General features: G+C 72.6%; 20 protein-coding genes. 6 read left to right on the top strand and 14 right to left on the bottom strand.

Annotated elements, in window-relative coordinates:
- Positions 1-317 precede the first annotated feature (317 nt).
- Positions 318-1,091 carry an SCO3374 family protein gene (locus tag ACFWXC_RS29795; protein ID WP_384483370.1) on the top strand — a complete coding sequence of 258 codons (774 nt, stop codon included), beginning with the start codon at positions 318-320 and terminating at the stop codon, positions 1,089-1,091.
- On the opposite strand, the gene ACFWXC_RS29790 is transcribed toward ACFWXC_RS29795, so the two are convergent.
- The 10 genes from ACFWXC_RS29790 to ACFWXC_RS29745 all read right to left on the bottom strand — a co-directional run bounded on the left by ACFWXC_RS29790 (position 1,070) and on the right by ACFWXC_RS29745 (position 9,646).
- Positions 1,070-1,405 carry an Lsr2 family protein gene (locus ACFWXC_RS29790; protein WP_384483369.1) on the bottom strand — a complete coding sequence of 112 codons (336 nt, stop codon included), beginning with the start codon at positions 1,403-1,405 and terminating at the stop codon, positions 1,070-1,072. The genes ACFWXC_RS29795 and ACFWXC_RS29790 overlap by 22 nt on opposite strands.
- A gap of 280 nt (positions 1,406-1,685) precedes the next feature.
- The gene (locus ACFWXC_RS29785) at positions 1,686-2,219 is read right to left on the bottom strand and encodes an amino-acid N-acetyltransferase (RefSeq protein ID WP_351712168.1); all 534 of its coding nucleotides are present in this window, start codon (positions 2,217-2,219) and stop codon (positions 1,686-1,688) included.
- Between the two features lie 9 nt (positions 2,220-2,228).
- Positions 2,229-2,666, bottom strand: coding sequence for a BlaI/MecI/CopY family transcriptional regulator (locus ACFWXC_RS29780; RefSeq protein WP_384483368.1), 438 nt, complete (start codon positions 2,664-2,666; stop codon positions 2,229-2,231).
- Between the two features lie 158 nt (positions 2,667-2,824).
- Positions 2,825-3,016 carry a hypothetical protein gene (locus ACFWXC_RS29775; protein WP_384483367.1) on the bottom strand — a complete coding sequence of 64 codons (192 nt, stop codon included), beginning with the start codon at positions 3,014-3,016 and terminating at the stop codon, positions 2,825-2,827.
- A 382-nt stretch (positions 3,017-3,398) separates the two neighbouring features.
- The gene (locus ACFWXC_RS29770; protein WP_384483399.1) at positions 3,399-4,016 is read right to left on the bottom strand and encodes a hypothetical protein; all 618 of its coding nucleotides are present in this window, start codon (positions 4,014-4,016) and stop codon (positions 3,399-3,401) included.
- 190 nt (positions 4,017-4,206) lie between these two features.
- Positions 4,207-5,004 (bottom strand): type III pantothenate kinase, encoded by a 798-nt coding sequence (locus ACFWXC_RS29765; RefSeq protein WP_384483366.1) that lies wholly within the window; start codon positions 5,002-5,004, stop codon positions 4,207-4,209.
- Between the two features lie 4 nt (positions 5,005-5,008).
- On the bottom strand, positions 5,009-5,986 hold the full coding sequence (gene nadC, locus ACFWXC_RS29760) for a carboxylating nicotinate-nucleotide diphosphorylase (protein ID WP_384483365.1): 978 nt from the start codon (positions 5,984-5,986) through the stop codon (positions 5,009-5,011).
- Positions 5,987-5,991: 5 nt separating this feature from the next.
- Positions 5,992-7,713 carry an L-aspartate oxidase gene (locus tag ACFWXC_RS29755; RefSeq protein ID WP_384483364.1) on the bottom strand — a complete coding sequence of 574 codons (1,722 nt, stop codon included), beginning with the start codon at positions 7,711-7,713 and terminating at the stop codon, positions 5,992-5,994.
- Entirely contained in the window at positions 7,710-8,711 is a 1,002-nt protein-coding gene (gene panC / locus ACFWXC_RS29750) for a pantoate--beta-alanine ligase (RefSeq protein WP_384483363.1), read from the bottom strand. The genes ACFWXC_RS29755 and panC overlap by 4 nt, the downstream gene beginning before the upstream one ends.
- On the bottom strand, positions 8,708-9,646 hold the full coding sequence (locus tag ACFWXC_RS29745) for a Rossmann-like and DUF2520 domain-containing protein (RefSeq protein WP_384483362.1): 939 nt from the start codon (positions 9,644-9,646) through the stop codon (positions 8,708-8,710). Before ACFWXC_RS29745 ends, panC begins: the two co-directional genes overlap by 4 nt.
- A 198-nt stretch (positions 9,647-9,844) precedes the next feature.
- On the opposite strand from ACFWXC_RS29745, the gene ACFWXC_RS29740 reads away from it, so the two are divergent.
- Entirely contained in the window at positions 9,845-11,023 is a 1,179-nt protein-coding gene (locus ACFWXC_RS29740) for a threonine aldolase family protein (RefSeq protein WP_384483361.1), read from the top strand.
- A 162-nt stretch (positions 11,024-11,185) separates the two neighbouring features.
- Here ACFWXC_RS29740 and ACFWXC_RS29735 read toward each other — a convergent pair whose 3' ends face one another.
- On the bottom strand, positions 11,186-11,392 hold the full coding sequence (locus ACFWXC_RS29735; RefSeq protein WP_384483360.1) for a hypothetical protein: 207 nt from the start codon (positions 11,390-11,392) through the stop codon (positions 11,186-11,188).
- Between the two features lie 100 nt (positions 11,393-11,492).
- Between ACFWXC_RS29735 and ACFWXC_RS29730 the strand changes: the two genes are divergently transcribed.
- A complete protein-coding gene (locus tag ACFWXC_RS29730) occupies positions 11,493-12,593 on the top strand; it encodes a DUF5937 family protein (protein WP_384483359.1) in 1,101 nt (366 codons plus the stop codon).
- A gap of 33 nt (positions 12,594-12,626) precedes the next feature.
- On the opposite strand, the gene ACFWXC_RS29725 is transcribed toward ACFWXC_RS29730, so the two are convergent.
- Together ACFWXC_RS29725 and ACFWXC_RS29720 are read right to left on the bottom strand one after the other, a co-directional pair.
- Positions 12,627-13,301: a response regulator gene (locus ACFWXC_RS29725; protein ID WP_384483358.1), complete on the bottom strand. Its 675-nt coding sequence runs from the start codon at positions 13,299-13,301 to the stop codon at positions 12,627-12,629.
- 85 nt (positions 13,302-13,386) lie between these two features.
- Positions 13,387-14,592 (bottom strand): sensor histidine kinase, encoded by a 1,206-nt coding sequence (locus ACFWXC_RS29720; protein WP_384483357.1) that lies wholly within the window; start codon positions 14,590-14,592, stop codon positions 13,387-13,389.
- A 118-nt stretch (positions 14,593-14,710) separates the two neighbouring features.
- On the opposite strand from ACFWXC_RS29720, the gene ACFWXC_RS29715 reads away from it, so the two are divergent.
- The gene (locus ACFWXC_RS29715) at positions 14,711-15,733 is read left to right on the top strand and encodes an SAM-dependent methyltransferase (RefSeq protein WP_384483356.1); all 1,023 of its coding nucleotides are present in this window, start codon (positions 14,711-14,713) and stop codon (positions 15,731-15,733) included.
- A 122-nt stretch (positions 15,734-15,855) separates the two neighbouring features.
- Here the strand turns inward: ACFWXC_RS29715 and ACFWXC_RS29710 are convergent, their stop codons facing one another.
- Positions 15,856-17,007, bottom strand: a complete 1,152-nt coding sequence (locus tag ACFWXC_RS29710) for an NADH-quinone oxidoreductase subunit D (RefSeq protein ID WP_384483355.1) — start codon at positions 17,005-17,007, stop codon at positions 15,856-15,858.
- Positions 17,008-17,038: 31 nt separating this feature from the next.
- Here ACFWXC_RS29710 and ACFWXC_RS29705 point away from each other — a divergent pair, with 31 nt between their 5' ends.
- Positions 17,039-17,542 (top strand): PH domain-containing protein, encoded by a 504-nt coding sequence (locus ACFWXC_RS29705; protein ID WP_384483354.1) that lies wholly within the window; start codon positions 17,039-17,041, stop codon positions 17,540-17,542.
- Positions 17,539-18,867: a PH domain-containing protein gene (locus tag ACFWXC_RS29700; RefSeq protein WP_384483353.1), complete on the top strand. Its 1,329-nt coding sequence runs from the start codon at positions 17,539-17,541 to the stop codon at positions 18,865-18,867. The genes ACFWXC_RS29705 and ACFWXC_RS29700 overlap by 4 nt, the downstream gene beginning before the upstream one ends.
- Positions 18,868-18,996 lie beyond the last annotated feature (129 nt).

Genomic DNA, 18,996 nt, shown 5'->3' with positions numbered 1-18,996 from the left:
GGCCTCCTGACCCCGAACGCCGACATCTGCTCCAACCCGATGGTGCGAGACGATGTTCCCGCAGGCCAGGCAGTTACCCCTTCCGTCAGTACGCCGATGGCGAACGTGAGACGGCCTCGCCTGCGTGTCGCCCCCTCCCATTAGGGATGTCTTACCCGTCCGGACTGACAGTCCATGCCGTATGCCCCCGGTCCCTCCGCTACGGGCGAACAACCTTGCGTCCCTCCGGACCCCCGCAGGCCCCCTCTTCCGGCACTCTGTGCATTCGCACGCATACTCAGCGTAACTCCGGCGGGCTTGCGACGGTTTCACTTGGCATGGCTGGCACCGTCCCTCTGGCCGCTTCAACGGTCCCTCACCCCCGTCGTCCGCTCGGTTCTGGTGTCGGTTCGGCCGTCGCGTCCGATTCCGGTTGCGCCCTCGCATCCGGTTCCGGTCGCGTCGCCGGGCCGGACGGGCGGGCGGCCCGGCTCCGGCACTGGTACGAGAACGAACTGGGCTGGGCGACAGTGCCCGAGACTCCCGGCGAACCGTTGCTGCTGGTCACAGGCGTGCGTTTCGACGTGCTGGACGTGCCGGCCCCGGCGGGCGCGAAGGCGCTCAGGCATCTGGGGCCGGGTTCTCCGGTGGCGCTCCGGGGCGACCGGATGCGGCTGCTGGTGGCCGCGGGCAGCGCGGAGGAGCTGCCGGGGCTGCTGGACTGGCTGGAGTGGGGCGCGCTGGCCCTGGATCTGCGGGCGCTGGGCGCGCAGGGCCGGATGGACGCTCCGGTGCGGCCCGGGCCCGTCCCCACCGGGACCCGATCGCATTCCGAAGCCGTCGAGGGCCCCGTCGATCCGGTGGAACCCCGGGCAGCCGTGCAGGGGGCCGCCGTCTGGTTGCGGCCCCCCGAGTCGGGGTGCGAGGTCGAGGACTCGCTGCCGAGCCTGTCGACGCTGTCGGCCAGGTCGACCAGGTCGGCCATGGGGGGCGTTGGGGGCGCCCCCGATCTCGTACGGCTGGTGGACACGGTGGCCACCGAGTGCCACCGGATCCGGTTGCGGCGTGCGGGCCGCGGACCGGAGGACAGTCAGCTGTTGGCGTCCTCGTAGGCCTGGCGAATCGTCGCCGGAACACGGCCACGGTCGTTGACCTCGTAACCGTTCTCCTTTGCCCACGCGCGAATCTGCGCGGTGTCCTGGCTGCCGCCGGCAGCCGCACGGGCCTTTCCACGTCCGCCCGAAGCACGGCCACCGGTACGACGACCGCCCTTGACATAGGGGTCGAGAAGGCCGCGCAGCTTGTCCGCATTGGCGGTCGTGAGATCGATCTCGTACGTCTTGCCGTCCAGCGCGAACGTCACGGTCTCGTCCGCCTCGCCGCCGTCGAGGTCGTCGACAAGAAGGACCTGAACCTTCTGTGCCACCGGATTTCCTTTCATCGATAACTTGAGGGCCGGGGGTCTGCGGCGTCAGCCGTTTCGCCGCCCCTTGTTATATGCAGTACTGCAGTACGTCGGAAAGCAAACCGCTTTTGCGGGAAAAACACAAACCCCTGGGAGAGACCGAGGGGCCCCCTCCCGCCCGGAAACATGCGCGTTTCGGACATAGGGCACCTGGGCAAGGCGGGGTGCCCGGAATAGCGGGCCGATCTCCTACCCAACTCTGCCCCGATGCCTCTTGTCCGCCCGCGATCCCTCTCGGCGATCACAGATGCAGAAGCATCCGGCTGTTGCCCAAGGTGTTCGGTTTCACTCGTTCGAGTCCGAGGAACTCCGCGACGCCCTCGTCATAGGAACGCAACAGCTCCGCGTAGACATCGGTGTCCACGGGCGTCTCGCCGATCTCCACGAAGCCGTGCTTCCCGAAGAACTCGACTTCGAAGGTCAGGCAGAAAACTCGGCGAACACCAAGCCAACGTGCGGTCTCCAGCAACTTCTCCAGCAACTGATGACCGACGCCGGCGCCCTTGAGGCCCGGCTTCACCGCGAGAGTGCGCACTTCGGCGAGGTCTTCCCACATCACGTGCAGTGCGCCGCAGCCGACCACCTCGGCGTTGTCGTCGCGTTCGGCGACCCAGAACTCCTGGATGTCCTCGTAAAGCATCACCGTGGCTTTGTCGAGGAGGATGCGGTCACGGACGTACGCGTCAAGGAGTCGGCGCACCGCCGGGACATCGCCGGTCCTGGCCCGCCGGACGGTGATGGCTTTTGCGGTGACTTCGGGGCGCATCGCTGACATGAGCGGACGCTATCGCCCGCCGCGGTCCGCCATGGAGCCGGGGTTCTCCTCTTGCGGGGCTTCCCCGTCTTCGCGTTCTTCCTGCTGTTCCGGCCTATCCGGGCCCTGGACGATCCGTACGGCGTCCCGCAGAGCCTGGCGCTGTTCGTCGCTCATCATCCCGAAGAAGGCGACGAGAGCCGCGGCCGGGTTGTCGCTCTGGGACCACGCGTCGTTCATGAGGGCGGCGGCGTAGGCGGCCCGTGTGGAGACGGCCTCATATCGATAGGCGCGCCCTTCGGCCTCCCGCCTCACCCAGCCCTTCTGATGGAGATTGTCCAAAACGGTCATCACCGTGGTGTACGCGATGGACCGTTCCTGCTGGAGGTCTTCCAGGACTTCCCGAACGGTCACCGGGCGGTTCCACTTCCACACCCGCGTCATGACCGCGTCTTCGAGTTCTCCCAATGGGCGAGGCACAGTTCAGAACAATAGTGGGAGATCCCGCCAATGGCGTGCCGGACGTGCACTTTCGCCAACAAAGGCGAACAAAAAGGGCGTACGACTCGGAAGGCACGGCTGTGGCCGCGCGTCGAGTCGTACGCCCGGGCTGGTGCGGTCCGCGATCAGACGTCGCCGCGCGGGGCGGGGGCCTTCGCGGTGCTCTCTCCGCGCGCCGCGCGCGCGAAGGCGGCGTCCACGGCGGCGTCCTCCTTGGCCTTGGCGGCGCCGCCCTGGGTCTTCACGATCACCCGGACCAGACCGATGAAGAAGACGGCCATGACGACCGGGGGCAGGAGCGCGGAGACATAGTCCATGCGTCCAGAGTAGCCACGGAGGACCGGGCGAAAGGGGCGGGGTGGGCGAAGCGTCGCGCAACGCGCGCGAGCTGCCGTTTTCCCGGCAGGCTCGGCCGGGTGCCGCCCGGCGGGCCCGCTGGGCGGGCCGGGCGGTCTACTGCTCGGTCTGACGGCCGGTCCGCCGGTCGGTCTGCTCTCGGTCTGCCGGTCTGCGGGTCGACCGGCTGGTCGGGGCTGTCTCTTGGCGTGCCGCCGCCCGGTCGGATGCTCTTCCGGCGGCTCGGACCATCGGCCGCCCGGTCGGAACATCAGCCGCCCGGCCGGACGCCCGGCCGGACGCTCGGCGGGTCGCCCGGCCGGACGCTCGGCGGGTCGCTCAGCCGGACGCTCGGCGGGCCGCTCAGCCGGCGGCGAGCCGCTGCTGCGAACCGGCGGACGGCGGGGTGGGCCGGCGCCGGGGGAAGACCTCGCCCGGGGTCGGAATGGGCCGCTTCGGCACCACGGGCTCGGGAGCCGCGGGCTGCGGGGCGGGCCGCTCGACGGGCTTCTCCTTCGGCTTCTTCTCCGGCTCCTTGGCGGCACCGCCCGGCAGGGCCGTCAGACGGACCCTGGACGCCGGAACAGCCGGTGCGGGCACCTTGCGGGCTCCCTGCGCGAGCCGGGCCCGCACATCACGCTCCGCGAGCTCCTGGCAACGGTGGAGCAGCGCGGCGGCTCCGGGGTTCCCGCGCAGCGCCCGCAGTGCGGCGAGGTCGTCCGGGGTGGGCCGGTGTCCGGCCCCCAGCGCCTCCTCCAAGAGGGCGAGATATCCGGCGACGGTTCCCGGCAGGGCCGCCCGGTACCGGACGAGATCGGCCACCAGGAAGGCACGCAGCCGGGCCCCCTCACGCATCGCCTCGTCGAACGACTCGGCGAGCCGATGACAGTCCTTGATGTCCTCGGCGGAGGCGGGACCTGGGTGAAGGGCGAGGGCGAGAGCACGGCGGAGCACACGCAGCTCCTCCGCACCGAACGCCATGCCGCCGCGGGATCCGTATGGCGTGGGCATGGACCGAAGATACGCGTAAATCAGACAAACTCGACATAGGGGGCGGGGTGTGGCGCATCAGGGCCACCCACCTGGCCGCCGGGTCGCCGGGCCGCCGGGTCGCCGGGCCGCCGGGCCGCCGGGCCGCCGGGCCGCCGGGGGATGCTCCCACCCCGCCACCTCACATCCGCGAGACGTTCCGCTCGTACACCAGCCGCAGCCCCACCAGCGTCAGCCACGGCTCGTGCTCGTCGATCACCGAGGACTCGCCCAGCACCATCGGCGCCAGTCCGCCCGTCGCGATCACCGTCACGTCGTCCGGATCATCCGCCAGCTCCCGCGCCATGCGGCCGACCACTCCGTCGACCTGCCCGGCGAACCCGTACACGATGCCCGCTTGCATGGCCTCCACCGTGTTCTTGCCGATCACGCTCCGGGGCCGGGCCACCTCGATCTTCCGCAGCTGCGCGCCCTTGACGCCCAGCGCCTCCACGGAGATCTCGATACCGGGGGCGATCACACCGCCGACGTACTCCCCGCGCGCGGACACCGCGTCGAAGGTCGTGGCCGTACCGAAGTCGACGACGATCGCCGGCCCGCCGAACAGTTCGACGGCGGCGACCGCGTTGATGATCCGGTCCGCGCCGACCTCCTTGGGGTTGTCGGTGAGGATCGGCACCCCGGTCTTCACCCCGGGCTCCACCAGCACCGCCGGCACGTCGCCGTAGTACCGCCGGGTGACCTCGCGCAGCTCGTGCAGCACGGACGGCACCGTCGCGCAGATCGCGATCCCGTCGATGCCGTCGCCGAGCTCCTCGCCGAGCAGCGGGTGCATACCCATCAGTCCCTGGAGGAGTACCGCCAGCTCGTCGGCGGTACGGCGCGCGTCCGTGGAGATGCGCCAGTGCTCGACGATGTCCTCGCCGTCGAAGAGCCCGAGGACGGTGTGCGTGTTGCCGACGTCGATCGTGAGGAGCATGGGATCACTCCGACTCGCGCAGATCCAGGCCGATGTCCAGGATCGGCGAGGAGTGGGTGAGGGCACCGACGGCCAGGAAGTCCACGCCGGTGTCGGCGTACGCCCGCGCGTTCTCCAGGGTGAGCCGCCCGGAGGCCTCCAGGAGCGCGCGTCCGTGCACGATCGCCACGGCCTCCTCGCACTCCCCCGGCGTGAAGTTGTCCAGCAGGATCAGGTCGGCGCCCGCGTCGACGGCCTCGCGCAGCTGGTGCAGGGTGTCGACCTCGACCTCGATCGCCAGGTCCGGGAAGGCCTCGCGGACGGCCTTGAAGGCCTGCTCGACGCCGCCGGCGGCGACCACGTGGTTGTCCTTGACCAGGGCCGCGTCGGAGAGCGACATCCGGTGGTTGACGCCGCCGCCGCAGCGCACCGCGAACTTCTCCAGGGAGCGCAGCCCCGGGGTGGTCTTGCGGGTGTCCCGCACGCGCGTGGTCGTGCCCTCCAGCTCGTCCGCCCACGCGCGCGTGGCGGTCGCGATGCCGGAGAGGCGGTTCAGGATGTTGAGCGCGCTGCGCTCGGCGGTGAGCAGGTCGCGGGTGCGGGTGGTGATCGACAGCAGGGGCTGTCCGGCCTCGACCCGGTCGCCGTCCTCGACGTGCCGCTCGACCTCGAACTCGTCCGTGCAGACCACGGAGACCACGGCCTCGGCGACCCGCAGTCCCGCGACGACGCCCGCCTCGCGCGCGACGAAGTCGGCGGTCGCCACGGCCTCCTCGGGGATCGTCGCGACGGTCGTCACGTCCACGCCGTTGTCCAGGTCCTCCTGGATGGCCACGTTGGCGATGTCCTCGACCTCCACGGGGTCGAGTCCGGCGGCGGCGAGGAGTTCGGCGAGCGCGGGGTCGAGCCCGCACTCCAGGTACTCCTCGTCGCCCTCGGCGCCACAGGCACAGCCGTCGCCGCAGCCGCCGCCGTCGGCGAGGGGAAGGTCGTTGGTGCTCACGTCTGTCACTGCTCCTGGGATGGCTGGTGCGGCCGGGTCGGGGGGAAGTCTGCGGTGTCGGTGGTGCCCACGGCCAGCGTGCGGTCCGGATTCAGCCGTACGACGATGTGGCGGCGCCACGTGGTGTCGTCGCGGTCGGCGTGGTCCTCGCGCCAGTGGCAGCCGCGGGTCTCCTGGCGGCGCCGGGCCGCCTCGACGAGCACGCGCGCGACGCACAGGAGGTTGGTGGCCTCCCAGGTGTCGACGCCGGGCTCGGCGGTCTTGCCGTTCTCGGCGAGGGCGTCGCGCGCCTCGGTGTGCAGGCGCTGGAGCTGCTCGGCGGCCCTGGCCAGGGATTCCTCGGAGCGCAGCACGCCGGCGCCCTCGGTCATGATCCGCTGGATCGCGAACCGGGCCTCGGGGGCCTGCAGCGGGTGCGCGGGCTTGTCGGGGTGCGGGACCGGGACGGGCACGCGCGCGTGGAGGCGGTTCTCCGCGTGCCGCGCGGCGATGTCGGCGGCGATGCGCTCGGCGTAGACCAGTCCCTCCAGGAGGGAGTTGGAGGCGAGCCGGTTCGCGCCGTGCACGCCGGTGCACGCGACCTCGCCGCACGCGTAGAGCCCGCGCACGGTCGTGCGCCCGCGCGCGTCGGTGCGCACGCCCCCGGAGGCGTAGTGCGCGGCCGGCGCTATCGGGATGGGCGAGGTGACCGGGTCGATGCCGTGCGCCCGGCAGGCGGCCAGGATCGTCGGGAAGCGGTGCTCCCACATGTCGGCGCCGAAGTGCCGGGCGTCAAGGAACATGTGCTCGACGTCCTGCTCCTGCATGCGCCGCATGATGCCCTTGGCGACGATGTCCCGGGGCGCGAGCTCGGCCAGCTCGTGCTGCCCGACCATGAAGCGCACACCGTCCGCGTCGACCAGGTGCGCGCCCTCCCCGCGCACCGCCTCGGAGACCAGTGGCTGCTGGCCCTCCGCGTCGGCGCCGAGGAACAGTACGGTCGGGTGGAACTGGACGAATTCGAGGTCGGAGACCTCCGCGCCGGCGCGCAGCGCGAGCGCCACGCCGTCGCCGGTGGACACCGACGGGTTGGTGGTGGCGGAGAAGACCTGGCCCATGCCGCCGGTGGCGAGGACGACCGCGGGGGCGTGCACGGCGCCCACACCGTCGTGCTGGCCCTCGCCCATCACGTGCAGGGTGACGCCCGCCGTGCGCCCCTCGGCGTCGGTCAGCAGGTCGAGCACCAGCGCGTTCTCGATCATCCGCACGCCCCGCACGCGAGCCGCTTCCACCAGCGCGCGCGAGACCTCCGCGCCGGTCGCGTCCCCGCCCGCGTGCACGATCCGGCGCCGGTGGTGGCCGCCCTCGCGGGTGAGCTCGATGTCGCCGTCCGCGTCGGTGTCGAAGTGGGCCCCGGTCGAGATCAGCCGCCGTACCGCGTCGGGGCCCTCGGTGACGAGGATCCGTACGGCGCCCTCGTCGCACATGCCCGCGCCCGCGACCAGGGTGTCGTCCAGGTGCTGTTCGGGGGTGTCGCCCTCGCCCAGCGCCGCCGCGATGCCGCCCTGGGCCCAGCGGGTGGAGCCGTCGTCGAGGAGCGCCTTGGTGACGACGACCGTGGTCAGTCCGGCGGCCTCGCAGCGCAGGGCGGCGGTCAGGCCGGCGACGCCGGATCCGACGACCACCACGTCCGCGTCGATGGACCACCCGGGGGCGGGCGCGTGCAGTCGTATGCCTGTGCTGGTCACGAGGCGGCTCCGGGAGCGGCGAAGGTGAGCGGGATGTTGTCGATCAGCCGGGTCGTCCCGACCCGGGCGGCGACGGCGAGGACGGCCTCTCCGGTGAAGTCGTCGTCGATCTCGGTGAAGTCGGAGGGGTCGACCAGGGCGAGGTAGTCCAGTGCCAGCGGCGGGTCGTAGTGGACGGCCTCGTCCAGGACCGTCCGGGCGGCCGCGCGGACGGCCGCGGCGGCGTTCGGCACGGCCTTGGCGACGGCGTGCGCGTCGGCGGCCGCGCGGGACTCCCCTATGGCGCTGAGCGCCTCGGCACGTGCCCGCGTGGACGGCACCTCGCGCGCCCGCGCACGCAATGCCTCCTGTGCCGCGTGCCGGTCGCCTCCGGCGAACAGCGCGCGCGACAGCGTGAGCGCCGTGCGCCGCTCATCGGCCGACAGAAAGCGGTTGCGACTGGAGAGTGCGAGCCCGTCGGGCTCGCGCACCGTCGGCACGCCGACGATCTCGACGCCGAAGTTCAGGTCCTGCACCATGCGCCGGATCACGGCCAGCTGCTGGGCGTCCTTCTGCCCGAACAGGGCCGCGTCGGGGCGGGTGAGGTGCAGCAGCTTGGCGACGATGGTGAGGACGCCGTCGAAGTGCCCGGGCCGCGACGCGCCCTCCAGGAGCGTGCCCATCGGCCCCGCGGTGACCCGCACCTGGGGCTGCCCGCCCGGGTAGACCTCCTCGGCCGACGGGGCGAACACGGCGTCCGCGCCCGCCTGTTCGGCGATCTTCAGGTCGGCGTCCAGGGTGCGCGGGTAGCGGTCGAGGTCCTCACCGGCCCCGAACTGCAACGGGTTGACGAAGACCGTGACGACGACCTCGCCGTCCGGGCCGGCGATCTCGCGCGCGCTCCGGATCAGCGTGGCGTGGCCCTCGTGCAGGGCGCCCATGGTCATCACGACGGCGCGGCGGCCGTGCCGCACACGCGCGTGCAGTTCGTCGGCAGTGCTCAGCAGGGCGGTGCTCATCGGGTGTTCCCCTCGGTGCCGTGGGTGCCGTCCGTGCCGCCGGCGAGGACGCCGAGGAGGTCCTCGGCGAGTTCCGGCTTCAGCAGCCCCTGGGCGAGCGCCCGGTCGGCCGTGGCACGGGCCATCGCCAGATAGCCGTCGACGGCCTGCGGGGCGTGCCGGCGCAGCTCCGTGACGTGCGCGGCGACGGTGCCCGCGTCCCCGCGCGCGACCGGCCCGGTCAGCGCCGCGTCGCCGGAGCGCAGGGCGTTGTCCAGGGCGGCGCCGAGCAGTGGGCCGAGCATCCGGTCGGGGGCCTCGACACCGGCCGTGCGGAGCAGCTCCATGGACTGGGCGACCAGGGTGACCAGGTGGTTGGCGCCGAGGGCGAGGGCCGCGTGGTAGAGCGGGCGGTTCTCCTCGGAGATCCACTCCGGCTCGCCGCCCATCTCGATGACGAGTGCCTCGGCGGCCAGCCGCAGCTCCTCGGGCGCGGTCACCCCGAACGAGCAGCCCGCGAGCCGCTGCACGTCCACCGGTGTCCCGGTGAACGTCATGGCCGGGTGCAGGGCCAGCGGCAGCGCGCCCGCGCGCAGGGCCGGGTCCAGGACCTTGGCGCCGTATCGCCCGGAGGTGTGCACGAGCAGCTGGCCCGGCCGTACCGCGCCGGTCTCGGCGAGGCCGGCGACCAGGGCATGCAGGGCGTCGTCGGGGACCGTCAGGAGCACCAGGTCGGCACGCTGGAGGACCTCGGCGGGGGGTACCAGCGGGATGTCGGGCAGCATCGTCTCGGCGCGCCGCCGGGAGGCGTCGGAGACCCCGGAGACGGCCACCGGACGGTGCCCGGCGAGCTGCAGGGACGCGGCGAGCGCGGGGCCCACCCGACCGGCGCCGACGACGCCGACGGTGAGCCGCGCGGGGCGGTCACTGGGGTCTGGCTGTTGGACTGTACTCACGCGACGGTGGCCTTCCCGTTCCAGTCCGCTCTGGGTACCGGACGATTTCTCGTCATGTTAACGCTATCGGGTTCGGCCCAAGTTGGCTGTCCACAGGCTGTGGGTGACCGGTCACATCGCCCCGGGCGGTCCTGCGGACTTCCTCCCGGGCGGAAAATGTGGGGCCCGCCGGTGCCGCGTGACGGCATCATCCAGAGCATGAGCGATACGCCGACCCTCCAGGACGACCAGCCGGACGAACCCGCTTCGGCGGAGCAGCGGATGCGGGAGCGGCGCACGGCCGCCTACCGGAAGGCCGAACGCGTCCTTGCGCGCGTGGGCGCGCGTGCTTCGCTCCGCGAACGGCTCGCGCGGCTCCAGGAAGCCGCACCCGAGGTGTACGACCTGGACGAACCCGGGGACCTCTACGGCAACGGAGTCGTCGAGGCCCTGGAGAAGCGTGTCGCGGCCCTGCTGGGCACCGAGGCCGCCGCGTTCTTCCCGACCGGCACGATGGCCCAGCAGGTGGCCCTGCGCTGCTGGGCGGCCCGCACCGGCAACCCCACGGTCGCCCTGCACGCCCTCGCCCACCCCGAGGTCCACGAACGCAACGCCTTCCGCGAGGTCGCCGGCCTGCGCCCGGTGCGCGTCACCGCTGAGCCCCGGCTGCCCACCGCCCAGGAGATACGCGACTTCGAGGAGCCCTTCGGGGCGCTGATGCTGGAACTGCCCCTCAGGGACGCCGGTTACGTGCTGCCTTCCTGGGAGGAACTCACGGAGGTCGTGGAGGCGGCGCGGGAGCGCGACGCGGTGGTGCACTTCGACGGCGCGCGCCTGTGGGAGTCGACCGTCCACTTCGGGCGCCCCCTGCACGAGATCGCGGACCTGGCGGACAGCGTCTACGTGTCGTTCTACAAGTCCCTCGAAGGATTCGGCGGCGCCGCACTGGCCGGCCCGAAGTCCCTGGTCGAAGAGGCGAAGACCTGGCGGCACCGGTACGGCGGGATGGTCTTCCAGCAGTTCCCGACCGCGCTCGCGGCCCTGGCCGGCCTGGAGCGCGAGCTGCCCCGCCTGCCGGACTTCGTACGGCACGCGCGCGTGGTCGCCTCGGCGCTGCGCGAGGGCTTCGCCGAGGCGGGCCTTCCCTGGGCGCGGGTCTTCCCCGAGGAGCCGCACACCCACCAGTTCCAGGTCTGGCTGCCGTACGACGGCGACGTGCTGCTGGAGGCGGCGGTGCGCCAGGCGGAGGAGACCGGCACCTACCTGTTCAGCGGCCCCTGGGAGTCCACGGGGCCGGGGCTGGCCACGACCGAGGTGACGGTGACGGCGGCGGGCCTGGAGTGGACGGCGGCGGATGTGCGGGCGGCGGTCGCGGACTTCGTCGAACGGTTGCCTTAGAGGCTCCGGAGACGCTCCGTCCGTTCCGGAAACGCCCCTTCAGGGGCGCGGGGAACTGCGCGCGCAACCAACCGCACACGACCCGCACCCGCCGTCGCGCAGCACCTGGCACCCGCTCTCATGCAGCACCTGGCGCCCCCGTGGGCGACCGGCGCACGCCCCTCACCACGTGCGCAGGCGCACCCACCGCACCAGAGCGCCCCGAATCCGCCCCCGAGCCGGCCGCCCCGCGACGACGGCGCGGAATCGTCGGTACTCGCGCGCCTCGCGCGCCACGCGCACGTCGTGCGCGCCGGGCGCGGGCGGCGCGGGCTCCCCGTGCTGCTGAGCGCGGTGCGTGTCGAGGAAGTACTGCTGGACGATGCTCATGGCTCCCCAGCCTGCGCCCCCGCCGGGCGGCCGTCGCGTCGATTGACGGCGCCCGTCAATCGAGGGAGGCGTTGTCGGTGGCGGGGTGCACGATGGGGACATGAGCGTGCGTATCGACATCGCGGGACTGCGGCCGGAGAGGGTCACCGTCGTGCCCTCACCCCTGGCCGAGCTCGGCATGGCGCTGCACGCGCTGTCCGAACCGGGGCACCATCCCGGCCTCCAGGGCTGGGTGACCGGCGTGACCGCCCGGATGGAGCCGCATCTGGCCGACCGGATGTGCGAGGCGGACTTTCTGTGGCGGTCGACGTTCTCGGACCTGTTCCTGCCGTACGCGGCCGTTCCCGGCGCCGTCCCGGGCGGCACGCTGGCCGAGGAGCTCGGCCAGCTGGACAAGCTGACGGACGAACAGTTCGTGGACGCGGCGCTGGAGTTCACGTGCGTGCTCTCCTACGACACGCTGGCACCGGCCCTCCTGTCGGATCCGGTCGGGCGTCGCAGAGCGCTGGAGGTGGCCGCCTCGCGCGGTCCGCAGCAGGTCCGGTTCGCGCAGCGGCTGCTCGACGATCCGCCGAGTGTGCGCGCGTGGCTGCGCCGGTTCCTGGAGGACTGCGCCGAGGCGTTCTTCGACGAGGCCTGGTCGCGGCTGCGCCACCAGCTGGCGGCCGACGCCCGGTACAAGACGGAGCTGCTGCGCCGCAAGGGGCTGGCCGAGGCCCTCGCGGCGGTCTCGCCGGTCGTGACGCTCGACGAGTCGGGCGCGCGGATCACCGTGGACAAGCTCACCGACGGCCACGCCGTGGCCGAGGCCGACGGCCTCCTGCTGGTGCCCACGAGCCTGGGCTGGCCGCATCTGATGGTCCTGCACCGCTACGGCTGGCAACCGGTGCTGCACTATCCGGTCGGCTCGCCGGAGCTCGCCGCACCGGCGTCGGTGGAAGCGCTCACGCTACGGATGGCGGCGCTGTCCCATCCCGTCCGGATGCGGCTGTGCCGGTACCTGGCGCGCAGCGCGTACACCACCAGCGAGCTGGCGCAGGTGCACGGCCTGTCGGCACCCGAGGTGTCCCGGCACCTGGGCGTGCTCAAGAAGGCAGGCCTGGTCACGACGCGCCGCCGCGGCCGCTACGTGCTGCATCAGCTGGACGTCACGGTCGTCGCCCGCCTCGGCAGCGACTTCCTGGAAGGCATACTCCGCTAGCCGCGCGGGCCGTACGCCGGCCACGCGCGCGGGTCAGCCGTGCCCGCCGCCCGCGCGGACCAGCCCGGTCTCGTAGGCCAGGACGACCACCTGCACCCGGTCGCGCAGCCCGAGCTTGGTCAGGATGCGGCCCACGTGGGTCTTCACGGTCGCCTCGGAGAGCACCAGCCGGCTCGCGATCTCGCCGTTCGACAGTCCCTGCGCGACCAGCACCATGACCTCGCGCTCGCGGTCGGTGAGCCGGTTCAGCTCCTGGTGCTGGGACTCCTTGTTGGCGGAGGGCAGCATCGGCGCGAAGCGGTCGAGCAGCCGCCGGGTGGTGGAGGGCGCGACGACGGCGTCGCCGCTGTGCACGGAGCGGATGGCGGCCAGCAGCTCCCCCGGCGGTACGTCCTTGAGCATGAAACCGGAGGCGCCCGCCTTCAGACCCGAGAAGGCGTACTCGTCGAGGTCGAAGGTGGTCAGGATGAGCACCTTGGGCGGGTCGGGCTCCGAGCAGATTCGGCGGGTGGTCTCCACCCCGTCCAGCTTGGGCATGCGCACGTCCATCAGGACGACGTCCACGTCGGTGGACTTCAGCACCTGGAGGGCCTCGACGCCGTCGCCCGCCTCCGCGACGACCTCCATGTCCGGCTGTGCCGCAAGCACCATCCGGAACCCGGTGCGCAGCAGCACCTGGTCGTCGACGAGCATCACGCGGATCGTCATCGGGTCCTCTTCCGTTTCCGTTCATCAGCTTGTTGCGGGTTTCCCCGGGAGCGTGACAGGTGTCAACCGGGGGCGTGCGTCCGTGTCAATGCGCCGGTTTGAGCGGCAGCAGAGCACTGATGCGGAATCCTCCGCCAGGACGAGGGCCGGCGTCGAGGGTGCCGCCGACCATGCCGACCCGCTCGCGCATGCCGATCAGGCCGTGCCCCTGCCCGTCCACGCCGCCCTCCTCGTACATCTCGTGCGGGGCACCCTTGCCGTCGTCCTCGACCAGCAGGCCGAGTCCGTCGTCGAAGTAGACCAGCCGCACGCTGGCGCCCGTGTTGGGCCCGCCGTGCTTGCGGGTGTTGGTGAGCGCCTCCTGCACGATCCGGTACGCCGTCAGCTCGACACCGCTGGGCAGCGGGCGCGGGGTGCCCTCGACCTTGAAGTCGACGGGCAGGCCGGAGCTGCGGCACTGCTCGATGAGCTCGTCGATCTGCTCGACGTCGGGCTGCGGAACGTACTCGCCGACCTCCTTGTGCTCGCCGGTGCGCAGCACGCCCAGCAGGCGGCGCATCTCGGCGAGGGCCTGGCGGCCGGTGGAGGAGATCGTCTCCAGGGCCTTCTTGGCCTGGTCGGGGGCGGCGTCCAGGACGTAGGCGGCGCCGTCGGCCTGGACCACCATCACCGACACGTTGTGCGCGACCACGTCGTGCAGCTCGCGCGCGATCCGGGCGCGCTCGGCCGCGACCGCGACCTTGGCCTGCGCCTCGCGCTCCTTCTCCAGCCGGGCGGCGCGCTCCTCCAGCTGCGCGAAGTAGGCGCGGCGGGTGCGCATGGAGTCGCCGAGCACCCAGGCGAGCACGAACGGCACCGTCTGGAACACCACGATCGCCAGGTGCCCCAGGAGACTCGTCCTGTCCTGCGGCCAGCGGATCTGCGCCAGCGGCGCCGCGCACAGCCCCGCGTAGAGGGCGAACCGGGACGCCCAGCGCTCGCCGACCGCGGCGACCGTGCAGACGATCACCAGCATGGCGAAGTTGGCGACGGTCGTCTCGACGTTCAGGATCAGCTGGGCCAGGCCGGTCGCGGCGGCCAGCACCAGCATCGGCTCCGGAAGACGGCGGCGCAGTGCGACCACCACAGCCATGACGACGGACACGGCCAGCATGGCGGCGGTCGAACCGTGGTGGTCGCGCGCCTCGCTGAGATTCACGACGCTCACGCAGGAAACCCCGAGCAGGACGACGGCCCAGAAGCTGTCGACCCATGTCGGGTTCCTGCGGAGGAAGTCATAGAGGCGCTGCACGTAACCCAGAGTAGGGAAGCGTGATAGGTGCAGGGGTCAACCGGAGGGCCGATCCCTGTTCCGCACACGTACTCCGCAAGGTGGAGAAGGTGATCACCTGTGCGCCTAGTCTGGCCCGGTGACGGATGAGGCGACGCGAGAGACGGCAGACGACGCCCGTGGCTGGCGTGCGGCCACCGAGGCGGCCCTGTACGGCCCTGGCGGCTTCTACCGCCGCCCGGAGGGACCGGCCGGGCACTTCCGTACGTCGGTCCACGCGTCGCAGCTGTTCGCCGAGGCGGTGGCCGGGCTGCTGTGCCGGGTCGACGACGCCCTGGGGCGCCCCGAGACGCTGGACTTCGTCGACATGGGCGCCGGCCGGGGCGAGCTGGTCACCGGCGTGCTCGCCGCGCTGCCCGCCGACGTGGCGGCACGCACGCGTGCCTGCGCCGTCGAGATCGCCGGCCGCCCGCCCGGCCTGCCCGACCGCATCACCTGGCTGACCGAGCTGCCGCGCACGGTCACCGGCCTGCTCTTCGCCAACGAATGGCTCGACAACGTCCCGGTCGACGTCGCCGAGGTGGACTCGGCCGGTGTGCCCCGGCTGGTGCACGTCCGGCGCGACGGCATCGAGCTGCTCGGCGAGCGGGTGTCGGGCGCGGACGCGGAGTGGCTCGCGCGGTGGTGGCCGCTGGGCGCCGAGCCGGGGCTGCGCGCGGAGATCGGGCTGCCCCGGGACCGGGCGTGGGCGGACGCCGTCACCTGTGTGCGGCAGGGGCTCGCGGTGGCCGTGGACTACGCGCACACCGTGGACACGCGCCCTCCGTTCGGCACCCTCACCGGCTTCCGCGAGGGGCGCGCGACGGCGCCCGTCCCGGACGGGTCGTGCGACATCACGGCGCACGTCGCGCTGGACGCGTGCACCGCGCTCGACACGGCGTACGGCCTCCCCGAAGCGCTCTTCTGCACACAACGCGTCGCCTTGCGCGCCCTGGGCCTCATAGGCGCACGCCCCCCGCTCACGCTCGCCTCCACGCACCCCGCCACCTACGTACGCGCCCTCGCGAGCGCCGGCGAGGCCGCCGAACTCACCGCCCCCGGCGGCCTCGGCGACTTCGGCTGGCTGCTGCAGCCGGTGGGCATCGAGAACCCACTGCTCTGACACACGCCAGGCGCGCACGCCCCCGCGCCTCGCACCGCACGCCCGGCGCGCACAACCCCACGCCGCGCGCCGCGCAACCCCGCGCCGCGCAACCCCGCGCCGCACGCCCCGCGCCCCGCGTCCTACTTGTCGATGTCCCCCACCACGAAGAACATCGACCCCAGAATCGCGACCATGTCCGCCACCAGCGTCCCCGGCAGCAGTTCCATCAGCACCTGGATGTTGTTGAACGACGCCGAGCGCAGCTTCAGCCGGTACGGGGTCTTCTCGCCCTTGCTGACGAGGTAGTAGCCGTTGATGCCGAGGGGGTTCTCGGTCCAGGCGTAGGTGTGGCCCTCGGGCGCCTTGAGGACCTTGGGGAGCCGCTGGTTGATCGGTCCCGGCGGCAGCTCGGTGACCCGGTCCAGGCAGGCGTCGGCCAGGTCCAGGGCGTTGTGGGTCTGTTCCAGGAGGCACTCGAAGCGGGCCAGGCAGTCGCCCTCGGTCCGGGTGACCACCCGGAGGGTGTCCTGGAGCTCGCCGTAGGCCAGGTAGGGCTCGTCGCGGCGGAGGTCGAAGTCGACGCCCGAGGCGCGCGCGATGGGGCCGCTCACGCCGTACGCGTGCACGGCCTCCGGCGCGAGGATGCCCACGCCCCGGGTGCGCCCGCGGAAGATCTCGTTGCCGAGGACCAGGCCGTCGAAGACGTCCATGCGGGAGCGGACGGCGGAGACGGCGGCACGCGCGCGTGCGGTCCAGTCGGCCGGGAGGTCCTCCTTGAGGCCGCCGACGCGGTTGAACATGTAGTGCATGCGCCCGCCGGAGACCTCCTCCATGACGTTCTGGAGCTCCTCGCGCTCGCGGAACGCGTGGAAGACCGGGGTGATCCCGCCCAGCTCCAGCGGGTAGGAACCGAGGAACATCAGGTGGTTGAGCACCCGGTTCAGCTCGGCGAGCAGGGTGCGTGTCCACACCGCGCGGACGGGCACCTCCATGCCGAGCATGCGCTCGACGGCGAGGACCACGCCCAGCTCGTTGGAGAAGGCCGACAGCCAGTCGTGGCGGTTGGCGAGCATGATGATCTGCCGGTAGTCGCGCGCCTCGAAGAGCTTCTCCGCGCCGCGGTGCATATAGCCGATCACCGGCTCGACGGAGACGATGCGCTCCCCGTCCAGCACGAGCTTCAGCCGCAGCACACCGTGCGTGGAGGGATGCTGGGGGCCGATGTTGAGCACCATGTCGGTACTCTCCGCGGCGCCGCCGATGCCGACCGTGGTCTCCGTCGTAGGAGTCATGGACCCAGTCTCTCGTACGTACGCTGACCTTATGGAGACGGGGAGCCCGGCCGGCGCCGGGGCGACGGAGACCGAACCGGTGTGGGCAGGGTTGCCGCCCGGCCTGCTGCGGATGCGCCGGCTGCTGCTGGTGGTGTGGCTGGGGCTGCTCACGCTCGCCGTGGGCCTGCTGACGGGTCTGCTCGCGGGTCCGGTGTGGGCGGCCTTCGCGCTGCTGCCGCTGGCCGTGGCGGTCTGGGGCTGGGTGCTGCTCGGCCGCAACTGGCATTCCTGGCGGTACGCCGAGCGCGCCGACGACCTGCTGATCAGCCGTGGTGTGCTGTGGCGCGAGGAGACCGTGGTGCCGTACGGGCGGATGCAGCTGGTCGAGGTGACCTCGGGGCCCGTCGAGCGGTACTTCGGTCTGGCGAGCGTGCAGCTGCACACCGCGGCCGCGGCCACCGACGCGGCCATCCCCGGCCTCGACCCGGCCGAGGCGGAACGGCTGCGCGACCGGCTCACCGAGCTGGGCGAGGCCCGATCGGCGGGCCTGTGACCGCGCCCGGCGTGGACGGCGCCATACGCCCCCGCAAGGCCGTGGGCGAGCGGCGGCTGCATCCCGTGACGCCGTTCCGGCGGGCGTGGGCGCCGGTCGCGGTGCTCACCGGCTGGGCGGTGCACGACCCCAACCAGGCCCAGGAGCAGCTGACGAAGCTGACCACGACCATGCTCCTGGCCGGACTCGCCGTCCTGGTCACGGCGGGCGCGTTGTACGGCTTCCTGACCTGGTGGTTCACCTATTTCGCGGTGACCGACAGCGAACTGCGCATACGCACCGGCCTGTTGTTCCGGCGCACCGCGCACATCCGGCTGGAGCGGATCCAGGCCGTCGACGTGACCCAGCCGCTCCTCGCGCGCGTGGCGGGCGTCGCCAAGCTGCGCATCGATGTCGTCGGCACCGACAAGAAGGACGAGCTGGCCTTCCTGGGGCAGGGCGAGGCGCGTGCGCTCCGCGCGGAACTGCTGGCGCGCGCCGCCGGATTCGCGCCCGAGACGGCGCACGAAGTCGGTGAGGCGCCGGCGCACGAGCTGATGCGCGTGCCCCCGGGCAAGCTCGCACTCTCCCTCGTGCTGACGGGCGCCACCTGGGGCTCCCTGGCCGCCGCCCTCGTCGTACCGCCGGTGCTGTGGCTGGCCACGCACAGTGTGTGGACGGTGCTCGCCACCGCCCTGCCGCTGCTCGGCGCGGCGGCCACGACCAGTGTGGGGAGGTTCGTCGGGGAGTACGACTGGACGGTCGGGGAGTCCCCGGACGGGCTGCGTATCGATCACGGGCTGCTCGACCGGACGCACGAGACGGTGCCGCCGGGGCGGGTGCAGACCGTGCGGATCGTGGAGCCGCTGCTGTGGCGGCCGCTGCGCTGGGTGCGGGTGGAGCTGGACGTGGCAGGGTCGGCGAACTCGGTGCTGGTGCCGGTCGCCCCGCGCGCGGTCGCGGAGTCGGTCGTCGCGCGCGTGCTGCCCGGTGTGACGGTGCCCGGTGAGCTGCCGCGGCCGCCCGGGCAGGCCCGCTGGTGCGTGCCGTTGTGGTGGCGCGGGTACGGGCTCGCGGTCACGGACACGGTGTTCGCCGCGCGGCACGGGCTGCTGCGCCGGCGCCTGGCGCTCGTTCCGCACGCCAAGGTCCAGAGCGTGCGGCTGACGCAGGGGCCCTGGGAGCGGCTGTGGCGGCTCGCGGACGTTCATGTGGACACGGGGGCCGACAAGACCGTGACGGCGCGTCTGCGGGACGCGGAGGCGGCCGCGTCGCTGCTGCGGGAGCAGGCCGAGCGGTCCCGGACGGGGCGCCGGTCGGCGCGCCCGGACCGCTGGATGGCCTGAGCACGCGCCCGAGGGCGGCACGGAGGCCCGAGCACGGGCCGAGCACGGGCCGAGCACGGACCAGGGAACGCCTGAGCCGGGGCACCCGGCGGGTGCCCCGGCTCAGGACCGGCGCGGGTTGCCGGTGGC

This window comes from Streptomyces sp. NPDC058683 (assembly GCF_042716195.1).
Taxonomy (GTDB): domain Bacteria; phylum Actinomycetota; class Actinomycetes; order Streptomycetales; family Streptomycetaceae; genus Streptomyces.
The sequence above is the reverse complement of the archived record's forward strand: the minus strand, read 5'-3'. Positions and strand labels throughout refer to the sequence as shown.